Below are 17,566 nucleotides of genomic sequence, written 5' to 3' on the forward strand. Positions count from 1 at the left end.
ATCCGGCATTTGCGGCAAGTATTTGATGTCGATGTGAAAATAGCCGGGATCGTAGGCCTTGAAAGGCTTGCTGAGCTTGGGGGCGGTGGCGGGCTCCAGGTCGCGTAGACTGCCAACCCCATGACGATGCAAACAACGATCCAGCCCGGAACGGGAAACCGCGGGATTGAGGAATTCGCGGATGACCAGCAGTAAATCATCCAGCCCGAGTTTGAGCAGCTTGCGCAATTGGACGGCAATGCGTTCCTGCGCAGGCGTCAGGGTGGTTTGCAAGCGATGTGCCGTATGAGAGCGATCTGCCACACTGTCCCGGTTCTGCCACTTGTGAATGGTATCGACGGAGACGTTATAGCGTGCAGCCAGTTCGGCCTGAGTGCCGGTCGCTTGCTGAATTTCCCTGCGAATGGCAGGCGTGGTGCGGGCGTTTTTGTGTAATTGGACGATCATGTTGTCTGGGCCTTGAGCGTTGCCAGAAGCTTACCTAAACTCTCGCGAGCTAGGGCAAGTTTCCAGATGCGTTTACTCAGGCAATCGTCCGGGATGCGACACCCGGTGCGACTCATTCGGTCATCTTGTCTTGGCAAATCACTAAGTGTTCGGGCAGTACGTCGGCCAAGTTAGCTTCATTAAAATCTTTGCGCGATATATTAGCCAACACTAGGCCATGCCCATACGGCATAACTAATTTTCCGGCGTAGCGGCTGGCCGAAGGGTTGATTAATAGCGGATCTTTTTTGAGCATATCAATGGTGACATTGATAAAGTCCCGTGCTTTGAGAAGTGGATTAACATCTTTGACCAGCTTGCCATTGAATTCACATTCAACAAGATTCGGATTGATCGTCAAAATACTAGCAAGTTTCCAGTCCTTAACTTCGAGTGCAAGTAGCCCGCGATGCGGATTTAAAATCAGAAAATCAGGGCGCCGCCGTTTTACGCCCACGGTCACGTCATACCAGCACAGGTAATCGTCTTCAAGTAAAACTTCAAGACGGCGAGCGAAGCGCTTCTCACCAGAAGTCATTCGGGACAGGCAAGTGTTTAAACTGGGGATAAGCGTTGCCATGCAAGATTTCCTAAATGCTGATTGTTGTGTGCAGCTCGACTATCAACTTTGCCGTAAGTCAATTCAAAAATAGTTTACATGATTAATCAGCAAAAGCCTGCTGCACGGCATCAACAACCCTTTCACCAATAACTGGTTTTTCAGCAAGGATTGGATATCGCTTACAAAGTTGGTTGGACAACGCGTTGCCATTTTGTCGAATGCTGCGAATGATGCTATCGAGCTCATTGTCCGGCGCTTCTAAAAATTGCTTGATGGCGTTGCGGGCTTGGTCGTTGGCTTTTAAGAAACGGGCTTCTTTGCGCATTTCTTGTGTCAACGTGGTGTCGATGATTTTGGCGAGATATTCGGCGTGTGCCGTGAGGTCAGGGTAGCGCCATGCGGGTAGTGCATCATCGTAGGCGCTGAAATAAAGGTTGTATTCAACACCGTCCTCGGCGATGATTGGCTCGCCAAAATAATATTGATCGGCATATTTGCGCATCAGGCGGCGCGAAAAACGCTCAAGCACTTTGTCGTAAGCGGCGCGTGCCTGCGTGCTATCTGCGATGGTCGCTGAGACGGGCAGAATAATCGGCGCGGGAACTAGCCCATCGCGGCGCAAAATGTCATTAATTAAAAAGCGCGAAATTCTGCCATTGCCATCGGCCATCGGATGAATATAGACAAAGCCGAAAGACGCCACTGCTGCCCGTACGATGGATGATGCACCTTGGCTGCGTTCGAGAAAATGCGCCAGCCCAGACAGAAGGGCGTTTGTTTGTTCCCAATGCGGGGCGATGTAATCAACGACCGCTTGATAATGCGCTGAGTGCCCAACGTAAACTGGTGAGCGGCGCAGTCCATAGCGTAGCGCCATATCGCCCAAAATACCGCGCTGTAATAGGCTTAAGGTGTTAGCCGCGAATGGATTTTCGTGTTGCCCGCATTCGTTTTCCATGACAGCAGCAAAGCGGCGGATACGGTCTTCTTTATCCTGCTCACGCTCAATTAAAAAGCTGGCGCGGCTCTCTTTGACGGTTAGCCAAACTGTACTGCGCAAAATCAGATCAACGCCGAAGTCTGATTCCAGCTCGGCCAGCTTGTCTGGCAAATCATAAGTCTCAGCAGTTTGAATGGCGGCGGTTCGACGAACGATAGGGCAGTAATGGCGATTGCCCGGCAGATTGTCACGAACCCGCCAGCGCGGGCAATTGATCGGCGTTCCGACTAGATACAGTTCGGGGTCAAGTGCATCAATGTAGTTGCCTCGCGTCAGATTCGGCGCAGCCAGCGTGTCATCCAACAACCATTCATACAAGAAGCAGGCGCGGCGTGCATAACTTCCCGTTGGTTCTCGCGCAATCCATTGTTCCAGCTCTTGCTTGGCCAAAGCTTGAGAAAAAAGCCGAGCTAGAAATTCCAGATGTATGCCTTCATATTTGAAAGCAAACGCCAGTTGCTCACTAAACGTGTCAAGAGGGCGGTATGATTCTGGATATACTTCAAAACGTATGTCACCGTCACTTGATGTTGAGCGGTTACGCCCGATTTCACTCTGTACTGCCAGCGGGTGCACAGCATTGACATTGTAGGTGAGCGATAGCCATTGATACCCGATCTCAGCCATAAAATCGATTACTCCGTCATAAAAACAGTTATAAATTGAATGTTTTCAATGAAAACGATTATAGCAGACGGGTTTGGGGTTGGTAGGCTAAGTTGACTGGGTTGCGCTGAGGTGTGCTAGAGGGGCGGAAACGCTATGAACTGATCATGGCATTTTTCATGGCCTTATTTTTTGATTGGTATATTTTCTTAATAAATCAGTGGTTTATGCGGCTGTTAATGATTGAGTGGCTTAAGCGGCAAATATCCGTCAAAACGGGTGCTTTCTCCCTCTAAAGCAAAATCGGGTTTAACGCCAGCTATATGCGGTGCGTGGCGTGGGCGTTTGACGGTGACGCGCTTGAGCGCGATTTGTCGTGCGGGGGCGAGCAGCGCATCGGCGTCTTCGTCGCCGCCGATCAGTGTTTGAAATGCGGCCATGTCTTTTTTTGACTTGGCTCGTTTGCTAGGCTCGGGAAACATCGGGTCGAGATAGACAACATCAAATGCTTGTTCAGCCAAGGGGCCAATGCCTGCAGCGCGCTCGGCCAGCCATTGGCGGCCATCGCCAAAATGCAGCGTCATGCGCTGAGCAATTTCAGATGTATTAGTATCTTGCTGTGCGCGGTGCAGGCCGTCTTTCAGCAGCAGATACGCTACCGGGGTACGTTCGATCAAAGTCACTTCACAGCCTAAGCTGGCCAAGACAAAACCATCGCGTCCCAGCCCGGCAGTGGCATCAAGTACGCGTGGCAGGTAGCCACTTTTAATGCCGACGGCTTTGGCTACCGGCTGGCTACGTCCGCCACCAAACTGGCGTCGATGCGCCGCAGCACCGCCGACAAAATCAACAAACACCGGTGCTTTTTCGGTCAGCGAGTGCAGCTCAAGATGTTCATCAACCCAGTACAAATAGTGGGTCGCATCGTCAGGGGGGGTGTCCCATAGTGGCAAGCCCAGCAATTGGGCTTCAGCGCAAAGCTCCGGGGGGGTATTGGTATAGATCAGACCTATCATCTTAGTGCACTACGGCGTCTGCAAAATAAGGGCGATAGCCTACACGAGGCAGACGGCTTTGGGGGTCTTGGCGGTAAAAGAGTTTGAGCTGTTCGTACACCGCCGGATAGGTGTCGAGCAGCGTGTGCGGGTCTTCAAAGAATACTTCGGAGCAGACCGCAAAGCATTCGGCGGCATTGGTCGCCGCGTAGAGATCAATCGGGCTGTATTCGCCGCGGTCTGCTTTTTGCTGCAAATCGATAAAGGCGTGGCTAAATGCGGCCTGCCAGTGCTTCTGGTTCATGCCGTGATGCAGCGGCGGGTTGCCATTCGGAAAGCCATTGCGCATGTCGAGTTTGTGTGCCAGCTCGTGAATCACCACATTAAAGCCATCCTGCCAGGGCGCTTCCATCACATCGTGCCATGAGAGCAACACCGGCCCGTCGCTGCGCGCTTGTCCGGCCAGCACTTGCTCGCCTTCATGTACAAAGCCGTGGTGATCGCGTTCGCGAGTGGGTGTCACAAACTGGCTGGGATAAATAATGATTTCCTGCCAATCATCGTAGGCGTCAAAGCCCAGATTCAAAATCGGCAACACTGCTTGCACGGCCAGCACCAGCCGCATGGGGTCGCTAAATTCGATGCCTTTGGCCGCAGAGATGGCCTTGGTATGCAAAAACCAGGCGGCCAGCGCTTTCAGTCGCTGTAACTCATCGCCGCTTAGCCCGCGCAATATCGGCATTGTGGTCAGCGGTAGCCATAGTTCATCGTTAATCGGGTGACGTTTGAGCCACCATTGGCGGTAGGCATTCTGGAAAAATTGCAGCATGGATGTGCTCGGGCTATGGATATACCGGACAGATTGTTATCTCAGGCTTTATTTTCAATCGTGATGGTCAATAATGAAGCTCGATTGCAGCGTGAATGTGTACACAAATCCACAAAATCAAGCTTTCGTAAGCTTACAGGATGGGGTTGGTTTATGCTGATAGGGGCTTGCCTATTGGGTGTATTGCCAATTGCGCCCTGTGCCGGATGTAATTTTCTTTTTATCGTGGTGACATTATGTCGATTCGAGCTCGTCTTCTTCTGATCGCTGGTGCGGTGTATGGTGCAAGCATGATTGCACTAATCATTTTTCTGAGCAGTGATTCGTTGGGAAGTATCTTGCTGGTTGGAGTGGTCGGCCTGCTGGTGCTACTGGCGGCGCTGTTCTGGGCCATGAACGATTCTCTGGGCCAACTGGGCAAACTCAGTGATGCGATTCGCACCCAGGCAGCCGAACATGGTGATTTAAGTCTGCGTTTGCCGGTATCGGCTGGCGAAGTCGGCGAGCTGGCACAGGCGTATAACCAGTTTGTTAGCAAATTCCAGAACGTGCTGCGCGATGTGCAGCGCGAAATGGAAGGGCTGGCGATCAGCCTGCATGAGCTGAGTGCGGTGACAGCCCAGATGGCTAAAGATACACGCAGCCAGTCGGACTTTGCCGCCTCATCGGCTGCAACGGTGGAAGAAATCACGGTGAGTATCAATCACATTGCCGATAGCGCGCGTGATATGGATTCAGTGGTGAGTGAAACGCAACGTATTTCCGGTGATAGTGCCGATGCCGTGCAACGGGTATCCGAGGAAGTCGGCCAGGTCTCCAACGCTATGGTCTCGCTGGGTAAAACCATGGATGGTCTGGGCGAGCGCTCGGTAGAGATCAGCGGGATTATCGGCGTGATTAAGGATATTGCCGATCAGACCAATCTGCTGGCGCTCAATGCCGCAATCGAAGCCGCGCGTGCTGGCGAGCAGGGACGTGGTTTTGCGGTTGTCGCCGATGAAGTTCGCAAGCTGGCCGAACGCACCGCACAGGCCACCGTAGAAATTGCCCGCAAAATCGAGTCGGTTGGGATTGAGACCGATCGCGCAGTGAATAATATGTCGACCACGTCCGAGCGGGTAGGCCAGAGTGTGACACTGGCTGATGATGCCCGTACCCATATGCTGGATATTCGTGAGCGCATGGATCACGTTGTCAGTCTGGTACGCCAGATTGCCGATTCGACCACCGAGCAATCATCCGCAGCAATGTCCATGGCCACTTCGTCCGAGCAAATCAATGTGATGACAATGGCGACTGATTCGGCCTTGCAACAGGCGAGCAAAACCATTGTTTCGCTGGATGATAGAGCCAAGCGGCTGTTGCAAATTGTTGGCAGCTATAAGCTGGCCGATATTGAAGTATTGCACTGGTGGCAAGCTTCCAGCGAAGCCAAAGCGGTTTCTGAAATCAAGGCTTTGCTCAACCAGCGTGACCACCACTGGGTTGATGCCCAGATTGGTGGCGATAATCCAATGGGCTCGCTCAAGCAACGGGTCATCGCAGGTCATCCGCCAACCGCTGCCGCAATCGGTGGTGTCAAAATCCAGAACTGGGCCAAAGACGGTGTCTTGGCTGATCTGACCGACATTGCCCAGCGCGAAAACTGGCCCAGCATTCTGCCTGCTGTGCTCGACAAGATGATGCAGGCTGACGGCAAGTATGTGGCTGTGCCTCTGGGCGTGGCACGCGTCAATATGATGTGGATTAATGCTGCAATGTTCAAGCGCACTGGCCAGAGCGTGCCTAAAACCTGGGACGAATTTTTTGCCGTGGGCGAGCGTTTCAAGCAGGCCGGTATTCCGATGATTGCGCTCGGTGAGCAGCACTGGCAGATCGCCACCATTTTTGAAGCACTGGCCTTGGGACAGGGGGGCGCTGATTTTTATGTCAAAGCCTTCAGTCAGCTTGATTCTGCCGCCCTGACTGGCCCAGCGATGATTCGTGCTCTGGAAACATTGCGCCGCATGAAGCCTTATTGCACGCCCGATTCAGCCGGACGCGACTGGAATCTGGCAACCGCCGATGTGGTCAATGGCCGTGCTGCATTGCAGATCATGGGCGATTGGTCCAAAGGTGAGTTTGTGCAAGCGGGTAAAGAGCAAGGTGTTGATTACCTCTGTGTGCCATCACCTACCCTCAATGGCGAATACAGCTTTGCCGCTGATACCCTGACGATGTTCAAATTGAGCGAGCCAAAAGCCATTACGGCACAACGCGACTTTGTCAGCTTGCTGATGAGCCAGGAAGGTCAGGAAGTCTTCAATCTGTTTAAAGGTAACATCCCGGCGCGTACCGATGTGAATCTGAGCCGCTACGATGATTATGCCAAACAGTCAGCGCGGGACTTTACCGGTGCCGCCAGCAAAGGCGTACTGGTGCCATCATGGGCGCATAATATGGCGGTGCAGGATGAAGTGCGCATGGCTTGGTTCGATATTATCGAAGCCTTCTGGCGCAACGCCAATATGAGCCCGCAAGACGCAGCCAAGCGTTTTGTCGACGCATGCAGAATAGCGCGTTAATCCTAGCTGCACTGATTAAAATAACACAAGTTGCACGCTAGAAAATTAATAAGGGTATATCTCTGTGGCCTATTAAATAAAAAGGCTACGACGATATACCCTTGTTGTTTATTACTCACTGATATCCGGACTGTTTGCTGAGATCCGTTTACTGCGATATTGTCGCCAGCCTAAGGAAATCATTGCAGCAATGAGCAGAAGTGGCCACAGATAGCTCAGGGCGATGATCACTTCCTGTGCGCCTTTCCAGCCTGCTTGCAGGGCTGCAAGGATTCTCTCGCCAAAACTGGGCTCTGCTGCAGCCAGCTCGGTGGCGATGTCTTCGTGTTCGCTGCGACTGATCTGGCGATCCTGATATAAATTCAGGCGGATGGTGCTAAATGCGACCTGATCGGCGATCAGCTTGCTCTGGATGAGCGCCTCATCCTGTCTGGCCTGTAGCTGGTTTTGAGCCAGGATGCGCTCGGTGGCTGATGCGGCTGTGGCGCTGGCGGTATTGCTCAGCGCCTGGGCGCTGGACTGGTTGCGTGCCTGTGCCAGCTGTTGCTGGAGCAACTCCAGTGCGACGTCCTGAGCGGTGAAATCTCGCTCGTCCAGAAACAGAACCAGTGGCGCCAGTGCATGTAGCAGGCTCTGAGTCTCGGCGCTGGGCACGCGCAAGGTGATATTGCCGCTTAGCGTATATTCGGTCAGTCGCAAAATCCGGCCATTGGCCTGCTTGCGCTCATGCTAGGCGTATTGTTGTGACTCGATGTGATTCTGGGTGATAAAACCACCGAGCTTGGCGACGATATTTTCAATCTGCATACTGCTTTGATACACATCCTTGACCCGGAAACGAGCTTGCGCCTGCCGGATTAATTGCCGGTTTTCCGGTGTCTGGCTATTTGTGCTGGAACTGAGCTGCTCTACTGGGCTTGTTTTGGTTGATTCGGCTTTGGCGGCCTCGGATGGTGCGGATTCGGCAACATCCGCAGCCATCCCGCCGGACATTTCTTCTTTTTTCCCGCAAGCAAAGAGCAGGCTTGTGCACAGCAAAACAGGCAAGGCGAGTTGGCGCATGATGGTGTCCGGGTGAAAGTATTGTCGCAGTGTAGTGCGGCATCACCGGGGCTTGCTGTAACCATCTAGCGTGAAGTTTTTACCAAAGTAAGGGCTAAACCAAAAGTTCTCATGCATCGTTACTTCGCCTTGCCGTACACACTTGTACTGTCTTCGGCTCAGTGCTTTGCCTGAAAATTTTTGTCCAACTACTTAAGTAATTTGTACGAATTTTGTAATAACGTGGTGTGCGAATGCAGAGCAACGGCGCGGTACTGTGTAGTCAGTAATCGGGTAGCGTATTGCTCAGCGCTTGCAAGATGGCAAACATCGTCTGCAATTGCTCTGGAATGCTGTCACGGCCTTTGATTTCGGCGGCTTCGGCGATTTCCAGCGCCATACCCGGCTTGCTGTGATAGCGCAGCGCGCGGGCGATAATTTCCTCATCGCTGTAGTGCACCGGCGTTTGCAGCGCCAGCGCTGCGGCATGTTGCGGTGACATTGGCGTTTTCAAATTACTGGCTGCCTGGCGATATACCGCATCAAAGCCCTGCTCCCATAGATAGTGCTCGATATCGCGGCTCGGCAAAACAGTAATATGGCTATCTTGCTCACGGTCTCGCAGCAGCTTTTGTGCGCGCTGTAGGTATTTCTGACCCGCCTCGTCGCCATCGCAAATCACATGCCAGTGGATGCCCAGATGATCGGCAAATTTGATCAAGGGGGCCAACCCGGCCTGGGCAAACTCTACGCAGCGAATACCTTCAAGCGGGAAATTAAGTCCGCAAATGCGGGCCAATTCGGGCAATAACCAGAATTCGGTTTCCCCCTCAACCAGCAGCCAGACGCGCGCAAACATGCTGCTGGCGCGGTTGCTGCGGATATGAAACGCCACTTTGCGCGCATCGGTAATCGACAAGGCATTGGTCGCCAGTTGATACACATGCACATGATTGGGCCAACGCACTAGGCGGCGCAGCGCGTGCTGCGCAAAGCTGGCCAGCAAATCGCCATGATTGGTCGTGATGATTTTCTGCAGTGGCAATTGCTCGATTAAGCCCCAGATCATTGCTAGCTGGATCGGGTGTAAATGCGTTTCCGGGTCTTCCATCACCAGAATCGGGCTGGCTTCGCCGCTGAGGGCTTGCTCGCCACGCGCATGCAATAAAGCGCCGATGAGCATCAGCAAGGCCACGCGGCGCAGATTCGAGCCGGAGCGGTTGGCGATTTCCAGCAAGCTGTCGTCGTCACGAAAATTCAGCGGCGCATTGGCAATTTGCTCGGCCAAGCGCTGGGTGGGTGCATCAGTCTGAACCAGGCTGGCGTTTTCGCTCAGCAGCTGTTGCATCGCCGCCAGACCCTGGCGCAATTCCTGCGGATGCAATTGATGCGGTACCGTCAAAATCCGCTCAAACACCGTGCGTACTGCGTCGCTGGCGGGTAATTGCGGGTCTTCCGGTTGGGGCTGATTGGATAGCCGCGGGTGCTCCAGCCAATCGGTCAGCTGCATATCGCGAAAGCGCAGCACCGGATGCAGCTTGATCAGCCAGTCGGCGAGCTGATCACTGGCAGCGTGCTCGATTTCCGCGCCTTCGCCGTCGATAAAAAACCGGCGAGCCCGGATATCGCGGTGGCCAAAACGCTCGGCGACAAAACGTAGCGCCAGCGTGGGCAGCTCTGGTGAGTCGGTGTTATTGCGACTGGGATAAAAGCACAGTGGCTCAAATTCAGCAGCAGGGGTATTGCCCTGAAAGTACAGTGTAATATTGAGTCGCCGGGCAATACTGGCCCTAGTATTGGCGATACGATGAAAATCTTCCTGCGTAAACAGTGTTTCAACTGCCGCCGGCGCAGTCAGGCAGCGGCACAGCGCCACAATCAAGCTGGTTTTGCCCCAGTTGTTTTCGCCAAACAGCGCCGTCGCGATTTCATCCAGCGTTAAATCAATCTGGCTGATGCCGCGAAAATTAGTCACTTGCAATCGAATCAGTTGCATCGGGCGCTCAGTAAGGCGTGCGTGGCGATGCTGCGAGTCTAGCAAAGATTGCCGCTGTTGGGCTTTTGTGCGTCGTTGAAGCGCCAGTGCAGCAGCTGCAATATGCCGCGTTTAACCTTGTTTGAAAGCTTGCCGCGTTAGCAAGACGCCATGGATTAGCCAAAAAAGGATGAAAACGAGCCATTACAGCATGTTCAGTGGATGAAGAAATCGAGAATAAGCACTGTGTAGTGCACTGGACATCGCTACATGACACTGAGTAGCACGACATCAAACCCGGAAAGACCCTGGAGGAAAGAATGAAAAAGCACCCTGTTTCTCTGTATTGCCTGCCTTTGGCTGCGGCCTTGATGGCCGGTAGCGCGTTTGCACAAAAAACCACGGTCGAGTTTTGGACCTTCAATCTGTCACCGTTTGCACCGTATTTTGAAGAATCGGTCAAAAAATTCAATGCTGCCAATCCAACGCTGGAAGCCAAATGGGTGGACATGAACTGGGATCAGATTCAGCCCAAGCTGATTACCGCCATGGCGGCGGGCAAAGCGCCTGCGCTGGTCAATTTCAATGTGCCATGGACGCATGAATTTGCCCGCAAAGGCCATTTGCAAGCCATTGATACGCTGAGTAATGGCAGCAACCGCGCGGTGTATCTGCCCGTCGCGCTAGATGATCTGGCGGTGAACAATAAAGTCTACGGCTTTCCGTTTTATAACTCGGTGTCGGTGATTGCCTACAACAAGGATTTGTTCAGCAAGGCCGGAATCAAGGCGCAGCCGACGACATTCAATGAATTTATCGCCCAGGCACGTCAGATCAAGGAAAAAACCGGCGTCCCGGCCTTTTCTCCCAAGCTGGCGACCAAAAGTGGCGACGGCGGTATGGTGCGCTGGTTTATGTATCTCGGCCTGCCCGTCGTACAAAACGGCAAGGCCGCTTTCAATACGCCTGAGCATGTAAAAGTGGTCGAATCTTTTGCTGATCTGTATCGCAGCGGTGTGATTCCAAAAGACAGCTTCCGGCTGGAATACGAGCAGGAAGTAGCGTCGTACTCATCCGGCAAGCTGGCCATGATGACCACTTCATCCACCGCGCTCAAACGCGTTGAAGTGGATAACAAAGCCATGTATCAGAAAACCGACGTGATGCCGTTTCCGATTGCCGAAGGAAAAATGGCTTTGGGTGCATGGCTGATGAGCTATGTGATTCCAAAAGGCTACGCCAATACCGAAGCGGCAACCAAACTGGGCTTGTTCCTGACCAGCGATGAGCGGCAGCTGGCGATTGCCCGCTTTACCGAAACCATGCTGCCATCGTCGAAAAAAGCCACGGAAGATCCGTATTTCATGGCCGGCAAAAACAGCAACGAGCCTGTTGAGCGCGCCCGTGCTGCGGCAGCGCAATCGATGAAATACGCACGTACGCCCATGCTGCCGCCCAATGCACTGCCTGATGAAGCCACCATGATGAAGCTGTTTAACGATCAGATGCAGATGGCAATCGAAGGGCGAAAACCGGTGCAAAAAGCGCTCGCCGACGCCGCTGCCGACTGGAATCGCCGGATGGCCAAAAAATAAGCTCCTGGCATCCGCTATCGGTCGGTGGCGGATGCCTTGTGATGGCTGTTCTATTTGAATTTGTTCTATTTGAACTAATGAATTACGCGTGAAATGAGCTGTTGGCCATCAATTATGCTCCAGCTCTGGTATATCCCATTCCCGATTCGGCTTTTGCAAGCAGGTGTTTGAATGAAACCCCGTCATACCTATATTCTAGTGGCCTACCTTTTTCTGGGCCCGGCATTAATTCTGTTGGCCCTGTTTACTTTTCTGCCGGTCGGTTTTAATACCTATCTTGCATTTCATGAATATAATATTTCCGATGGCTCGGCCACCTGGCTGGGGCTGGAGAATTTTGAATATATTTATCATGAAGAGCTATTTCATAGTGCGCTGAAAAACTCGCTGATTTACTTGCTGATTGTGCCGATTGTGCAAATTATGGCGCTGGTCAGCGCCAAGCTGGTCAATAACCAGCTGCCCGGCATGACGCTGGTGCGAGCAACGATTTATATCCCGGTGATTACTGCCATTTCAATTGCCGGGGTGGTGTGGGGCTTTGTTTATAAATACGACGGCATGCTCAACGGATTTTTTAGCTGGCTGGGGCAGCACACCTGGTTGCTTGAAGCGGGCGAGCTGATCGAAATCGACTGGCTGGGCGACCCGGATATTGCCCTATATGCCACCATGGCCTTTACCTGCTGGAAAGGCGTTGGCTACTACATGGTGCTGTATCTAGCTGGCTTGCAGGCTATTCCGCGCGAAGTGGAGGAGGCCGCCGAGCTTGATGGTGCGAATGCCTGGCAGCGTTTCTGGAAGATCACCGTCCCCATGGTCAAACCGACCATTTTGCTATGTACGCTGTTATCGACCATTGCGGCTTTAAAAGCTTTTCAGGAAGTGATCGTGCTCTCCAAGGGGCAGGCCGATACCTATACCGCGCTGTATTACGTTTACGATCAAGCATTCAAAAATTTTGTCTTTGGCCGCTCGGCAGCAGCAGGGCTGGTGGTGACTTTCTTTTGCGTTTTATTGGCGATTGCGCAATTCAGAATGTTCCGGGAAAAAGATTAGGCGACAAATTCGGTCATAAAGTCACTGCCGCGCTGGCGAAATAGGAAGAAGAGCATGCAATTGACAAAAAGAACGGTTAAAAAAACCTTAGGGTATTTCTGGCATTATTCAGCGCTATTGCTGATGGTGGCTTTTACGGCATTTCCACTGGTTTGGGCGCTGGCGTTTGGTCTGTCCAGTGACGCATCAATGGCGTATTTATTCCCAGACGGCTTCTTCCCGCATCAAGACAGCAGCGCGTGCACGCTCAAGGCAGGCAGTTATTGTTTATTTGCCAGCGATCAGCCCGGCCAGCATATTGGCTTTAGTCTTGACTGGTTTCAGCGCGTTTTTCAGGAAATGCCTTTTCTCACGTATCTGAAAAATTCGCTGATTATGTCGGTGATGAGTATTGTCGGCGTGTTGCTGGTTTCGGTGTTGGCCGCTTACCCTTTGGCCAGAATGGATTTTCCGGGGCGCAAAGTGATTTTTATCGCCATTGTCACTACGATGATGCTGCCCTCCGAAGTGGGCATCGTGCCCAATTTTATTATCATCAAAAAATTCGGCGACTGGGCCAATGCCTTGCAAGCCTTGCTGTATGGCGGCGACTGGCTGGCCTGGCTGTGTGTGCTGGTGTTTGCTGCCGCTTTGCTGCTGGCCGCCATGCTGGTTTATCGCCAGAAAGCTGCTGCCAAATCCTTGCTTTTGCTGGCTGCGCTGGCCTTTGTCGCTCAGGCCTTGCTGATGGCCAAAGTGTTGGCCTGGCAGCCGGATGCGGCGGCAGGGGGCGATTTCTGGCGCGCTGTTCAGCCGGGCTGGGCGGCCATCGCACACACTGTATTTGGCTCAACTCAAAGCCCGGCCAGCTGGTCTGGCTGGGTTGGGCTTGATAGTCACTTTGCGGCCGTGGTGCCCAATTTTGCTACCGCGTTTGGTATTTTCCTGATGAAGCAGGCGTTTGAGGCCATACCGCAAGATCTGATCGACGCCGCCCGGGTCGATGGTGCCAGCGAAATGCAGATTTTGTGGCTGGTGATGGTGCCAGTGACCGCGCCAGCGATTGCCGCGCTCAGTATTTTCACGTTGGTCAGCGCGTGGAACGACTATTTATGGCCATCGATTGTGATCAATACCAAGGAGAAACTGCCGGTTGCCGTGGGGGTATTTAATGATCTGACCGGCCCGTTTGCGACCTCGGATAATTTGCTGATGGCCGCGATTATCCTCACTGTTCTGCCGGTGCTGGTGTTCTTTGCCTTTACGCAGCGCTTCTTTATTTCCGGCATGGATGGTGCCGTCAAGTAAGGCTTGCTTGTGCCCCGAGCTCGCTGCGTGACGGCGCGCGCAGACGGCGAAATGCATGCGGGGTCAGTTGGGTGTAGGCCTGAAAAATACGATGGAAATTGCTCAGACTAGGAAAACCGCTCTGGCTGGCAATATTTTCGATTTTCATCGAGCTGCTCAGCAGCAGATTGCAGGCATGAATTACCCGCAATTCGGCCAGGATTTCGCTAAAGCTTTTGCCCAGCTGCTGATTGAACAGACGCTTGAGATTGGCCTCGCTGGTTAGCGCCACTTTGGCCACTTCGGATAGATAAACCGGCCGGGCAAAGTGCTGGGATAGATAGGCCAGCGCCTGCTCGACGCGCTGATCGGGCAGTGTAATCTCGCGCCCACTGTTGATGCTGGCCGCATCGGGCGCTTTGTAGAGTATCGCCAGCAGCTCCAGAATCAGGCTGATCCGCTCCAGCCCCCGGCTTTCATGCAGCCGCTCAAACAGCGGTGCCAACTGCTCGGCCAGTGTGGCGCTAAACTGGATGGCGTGCCGGATATTGCCCAGCCAGTTGCACACGCCGCGCAACTCGGGCAAGCCCGACTCAGCCAGCTGGCGTAGCCAGCTTTCACGAAAAAACAAAACCTGTAACGTTTGCGGGCTGCCATCGGGATTGGGCGCCGCCTCCCAGCTGTGCGGCTGATTGGGCGCAACCAGCACCAGATCAAAGCGCGGAAAAGCCTCGGCTTTGCCGCTGATATAGCGCAAACCCGAAGCATTACGTGTGTAGGTGAGCTCGAATTCGGGATGGTAATGCAAGTGAAACTGGATTTTGGGCACCACATACTGCTGGTAATGCCAGGGTTGGCAGTGCGAATTGGTAATCCACTCTCTGATTAACATAGACACCTGTGGGCAGGTATAGCCTGCTGCAGATTGAGTGCCATGATTACATTTCGCCGCTGAGGCACTTACAGCTGGGTTTTGATTTTAACTATGCCCGCAGGTGAAGAACAAGAGCGCTATCGCATGCTGGCAGGGTTTGACTGCTGATGAGCCAGGCATTCATCGGTGCTGTGCGATATGGGTTTTTGTTTCTTTGTATGGGTATGTTGCTGTAGGTCTTATTTTGATTGCCATTTGGCCATATACCAGATGGTGTATTTTGGCCTTCTGAGTCTGTTCTTAGTATGAATGCTGACTTGTATGTCTTTTTTCTTTCGATTCACTGCCATTGGTATTGGGTTTCAATGAGGTAGGTGCTGATTTGTATTTACACACAGCTTTAATCGCTTGCCTTGACTGGCATTTTTTGCAAACCCTATGATCTGCTGCCTTATGACATTTGCAATATAAAAATAATCCGGGAGATTAGCGATGAAACTGTCACACCTTGCAATCAGCATGCTGGCCTTTGCTGCGTGCACCAATACCGCGCTAGCGGCCAATGCGCTCAGCGAGCAAGCGGCGCAATATCAGGCCGCCTGCGCTCAGGCAAAAGGCTATTTTCAGTATGGCACGATCAATTCACCGCCCAATAGCGACTACCCAGCGGTGACTAACTTCAAGCCAGGTAACAAACTGCATGGCGTTCCCCTGTCGCATACGCACATTGAAATCACTTCGGCTTTGGATGGCAAAGTTTACGATGTTGCGATTGATAATGTCTTTGCCAAAGACTTCAAGCGCTATCGCCGTGAAGTGCCAGCCAGCTACCGGCGCAATCTGAAAGCAGGGCGCACCGTTTATTTCTGCGGCGGCAATCCCGGCAGCGAGCCCTATACATTATCGGGCCAGAAATTTGCACAGCACGGTTTTGACTGGGTGCATACCAACTGCGAATCACCCAATTCACAATTTGCCGATGGCTGGATGATCACTGAAAACGGCAGCAAGCTGACCAATAGCCACAAGTATTGCTATCTGTGGAATGAATAGACAACTGGCCATGCCTGATGCTCAGGCTGGTCCAAGCCTCAGCTTGGTACAGCCAGCTTGCCAATTATCATCACTTAAAGGCGACGCAGCGCTCGCCTTTTTCACTGGAAAACCCATGATCAAATCAACACCACGGCTAAACACCTTGCTGGCCAGTGCATTGCTGGCCATCGGCCTGAGTGCTCAACCGCTACAGGCCAAACCGGTTGCCAGCAATGAGGCGCAAACGGCCCGATTCTTTGCGCATTTACTCTCCGGCACGCCCAAGACTTCGATTCTGAACCTGTTTGTGACGCAGCTGCCCAAAGGCGGTGATCTGCACCATCATTTTTCCGGGGCGATTTATGCGGAAAACTATCTAACCTGGCTGGCAGCGCAGGATGGCAAAATTGATAGCTGCACCCTGCGCGTCGTTCAGGCGGGCAGCAGCCCGGCCACAGGTTGCCAGGCGCTGAGCGTGGCGCAGTTACAGCAGGATAATGCCAAATATCGCCAGCTACTCACACTGTGGTCGGATGCCGATTACGGCAATCATTTTCATCTGCAAGTCCCGCCCGACAGCAATTTCTTCAATACATTTTCCTATTTTGGCGCACTAGCCATGCCCAATGCGGCGCAAGGCCTGGCCTCGCTCAAGCAACGCGCCATTGATGAAAATGTCAGCTACATCGAAACGATGTTCTCGGCCGTCGGCTTCAAACAGAATGTGCTGTATGCGCAGCAAGCCAGAATCGACGAAGTCAACCGCGCACTGCGCCTGGCCAGCTCGCAGGCCGAAGTCAATGCAGTTTTAGAGGCAGTTGTAGGCGATGTGCAGCAATCGGCTGCCTTTGCGCCTGCGTTGCAAAGCTACATTGGCAAACTTGAGCAAGCGCATCAGGGCATTGATGACGAGCGCTTTATGATGCGCTACCAGACTTATGCCGCCCGCACGCAAGATCCATTGCAAGTCTTCCTAGATCTGTACGCGGGCTACCGGGTGGCGGTGCAAAGCCCGCTGGTGGTGGGGGTGAATATTGTTGCGCCGGAAAACAACTATGTCTCGCTGCGCGACTATACCCTGCATATGCGGATGTTCAATTTTCTGAATGAGCGCATCAAAGTCAGTAGCGGAAACACCAGCCGCGCAATGAATCTGGCCCTGCATGCCGGTGAGCTGACCCTGGGCATGGTGCCGCCGGAAGATTTGCAGTTTCATATTACCGAGGCAGTGGATATTGCCAATGCGCGGCGAATTGGCCATGGCGTGGACATTAGCTACGAGAAAGAGCCGCTCAAATTGATGAACACTATGAAATCGCGCGATGTAGCGATCGAGATCAATCTGACCAGCAATGAATTTATCCTGGGCGTCAAAGGCAATGATCATCCCTATCTGCTCTATGCGGCCTACGATGTACCGATGATTATCTCCACCGACGATGCGGGCGTCTCACGCAATAATCTGTCAAACCAGTATCTACTGCTCGCCACCCGTTACTCACCCAGCTATAAAACGCTTAAAACTTATGTGTATAACAGCATCCGTTACTCATTTCTCAACGAAGCCGACAAGCGCCTAGCCTATCGCCGCCTAGATAAATCGTTTGTGCAATTTGAAGAAAAGATGGCCAGGCTGTACCAGAAGGTGAAGCATAAACCTCATCATTCACGCTAAAACC

Annotated in this window: 14 protein-coding genes and 1 pseudogene; 6 read left to right on the top strand and 9 right to left on the bottom strand. The window is 52.8% G+C overall.

Annotated features, from left to right (window positions below):
• From FLS37_RS09970 to FLS37_RS09990, 5 genes and pseudogenes are all read right to left on the bottom strand, one after another.
• Positions 1-447: pseudogene (locus FLS37_RS09970) on the bottom strand (IS481 family transposase); the annotation flags it as partial.
• 112 nt (positions 448-559) lie between these two features.
• The gene (locus tag FLS37_RS09975) at positions 560-1,066 is read right to left on the bottom strand and encodes a nuclease-related domain-containing protein (RefSeq protein WP_157669752.1); all 507 of its coding nucleotides are present in this window, start codon (positions 1,064-1,066) and stop codon (positions 560-562) included.
• Positions 1,067-1,148: 82 nt separating this feature from the next.
• Positions 1,149-2,675, bottom strand: a complete 1,527-nt coding sequence (locus FLS37_RS09980; protein WP_157669753.1) for a Fic family protein — start codon at positions 2,673-2,675, stop codon at positions 1,149-1,151.
• A 215-nt stretch (positions 2,676-2,890) separates the two neighbouring features.
• Positions 2,891-3,670 carry a class I SAM-dependent methyltransferase gene (locus tag FLS37_RS09985; RefSeq protein ID WP_157669754.1) on the bottom strand — a complete coding sequence of 260 codons (780 nt, stop codon included), beginning with the start codon at positions 3,668-3,670 and terminating at the stop codon, positions 2,891-2,893.
• 1 nt (position 3,671) lies between these two features.
• Entirely contained in the window at positions 3,672-4,478 is an 807-nt protein-coding gene (locus FLS37_RS09990; RefSeq protein WP_157669755.1) for a zinc-dependent peptidase, read from the bottom strand.
• Positions 4,479-4,714: 236 nt separating this feature from the next.
• Here FLS37_RS09990 and FLS37_RS09995 point away from each other — a divergent pair, with 236 nt between their 5' ends.
• A complete protein-coding gene (locus tag FLS37_RS09995; RefSeq protein WP_157669756.1) occupies positions 4,715-7,042 on the top strand; it encodes an extracellular solute-binding protein in 2,328 nt (775 codons plus the stop codon).
• Between the two features lie 111 nt (positions 7,043-7,153).
• Here FLS37_RS09995 and FLS37_RS10000 read toward each other — a convergent pair whose 3' ends face one another.
• The 3 genes from FLS37_RS10000 to FLS37_RS10010 all read right to left on the bottom strand — a co-directional run bounded on the left by FLS37_RS10000 (position 7,154) and on the right by FLS37_RS10010 (position 10,079).
• On the bottom strand, positions 7,154-7,741 hold the full coding sequence (locus FLS37_RS10000; protein ID WP_157669757.1) for a DUF4349 domain-containing protein: 588 nt from the start codon (positions 7,739-7,741) through the stop codon (positions 7,154-7,156).
• A gap of 30 nt (positions 7,742-7,771) precedes the next feature.
• Positions 7,772-8,104 (bottom strand): DUF4349 domain-containing protein, encoded by a 333-nt coding sequence (locus FLS37_RS10005; protein WP_157669758.1) that lies wholly within the window; start codon positions 8,102-8,104, stop codon positions 7,772-7,774.
• A 262-nt stretch (positions 8,105-8,366) separates the two neighbouring features.
• Positions 8,367-10,079, bottom strand: coding sequence for a DUF2813 domain-containing protein (locus tag FLS37_RS10010; protein ID WP_157669759.1), 1,713 nt, complete (start codon positions 10,077-10,079; stop codon positions 8,367-8,369).
• A gap of 299 nt (positions 10,080-10,378) precedes the next feature.
• On the opposite strand from FLS37_RS10010, the gene FLS37_RS10015 reads away from it, so the two are divergent.
• The 3 genes from FLS37_RS10015 (at position 10,379) to FLS37_RS10025 (ending at position 13,999) form a co-directional block, all read left to right on the top strand.
• Positions 10,379-11,653, top strand: coding sequence for an ABC transporter substrate-binding protein (locus FLS37_RS10015; protein WP_232522564.1), 1,275 nt, complete (start codon positions 10,379-10,381; stop codon positions 11,651-11,653).
• A gap of 171 nt (positions 11,654-11,824) precedes the next feature.
• The gene (locus FLS37_RS10020) at positions 11,825-12,712 is read left to right on the top strand and encodes a carbohydrate ABC transporter permease (protein WP_232522565.1); all 888 of its coding nucleotides are present in this window, start codon (positions 11,825-11,827) and stop codon (positions 12,710-12,712) included.
• A 54-nt stretch (positions 12,713-12,766) separates the two neighbouring features.
• The gene (locus FLS37_RS10025) at positions 12,767-13,999 is read left to right on the top strand and encodes a carbohydrate ABC transporter permease (RefSeq protein WP_157669760.1); all 1,233 of its coding nucleotides are present in this window, start codon (positions 12,767-12,769) and stop codon (positions 13,997-13,999) included.
• On the opposite strand, the gene FLS37_RS10030 is transcribed toward FLS37_RS10025, so the two are convergent.
• Positions 13,992-14,870, bottom strand: coding sequence for an AraC family transcriptional regulator (locus FLS37_RS10030; RefSeq protein WP_157669761.1), 879 nt, complete (start codon positions 14,868-14,870; stop codon positions 13,992-13,994). The genes FLS37_RS10025 and FLS37_RS10030 overlap by 8 nt on opposite strands.
• A gap of 474 nt (positions 14,871-15,344) precedes the next feature.
• Between FLS37_RS10030 and FLS37_RS10035 the strand changes: the two genes are divergently transcribed.
• Together FLS37_RS10035 and FLS37_RS10040 are read left to right on the top strand one after the other, a co-directional pair.
• Positions 15,345-15,905 carry a hypothetical protein gene (locus tag FLS37_RS10035; RefSeq protein WP_157669762.1) on the top strand — a complete coding sequence of 187 codons (561 nt, stop codon included), beginning with the start codon at positions 15,345-15,347 and terminating at the stop codon, positions 15,903-15,905.
• 115 nt (positions 15,906-16,020) lie between these two features.
• On the top strand, positions 16,021-17,562 hold the full coding sequence (locus FLS37_RS10040) for an adenosine deaminase (RefSeq protein ID WP_157669763.1): 1,542 nt from the start codon (positions 16,021-16,023) through the stop codon (positions 17,560-17,562).
• Positions 17,563-17,566 lie beyond the last annotated feature (4 nt).

Source organism: Chitinibacter sp. GC72 (assembly GCF_009760905.1).
Taxonomy (GTDB): Bacteria; Pseudomonadota; Gammaproteobacteria; order Burkholderiales; family Chitinibacteraceae; genus Chitinibacter.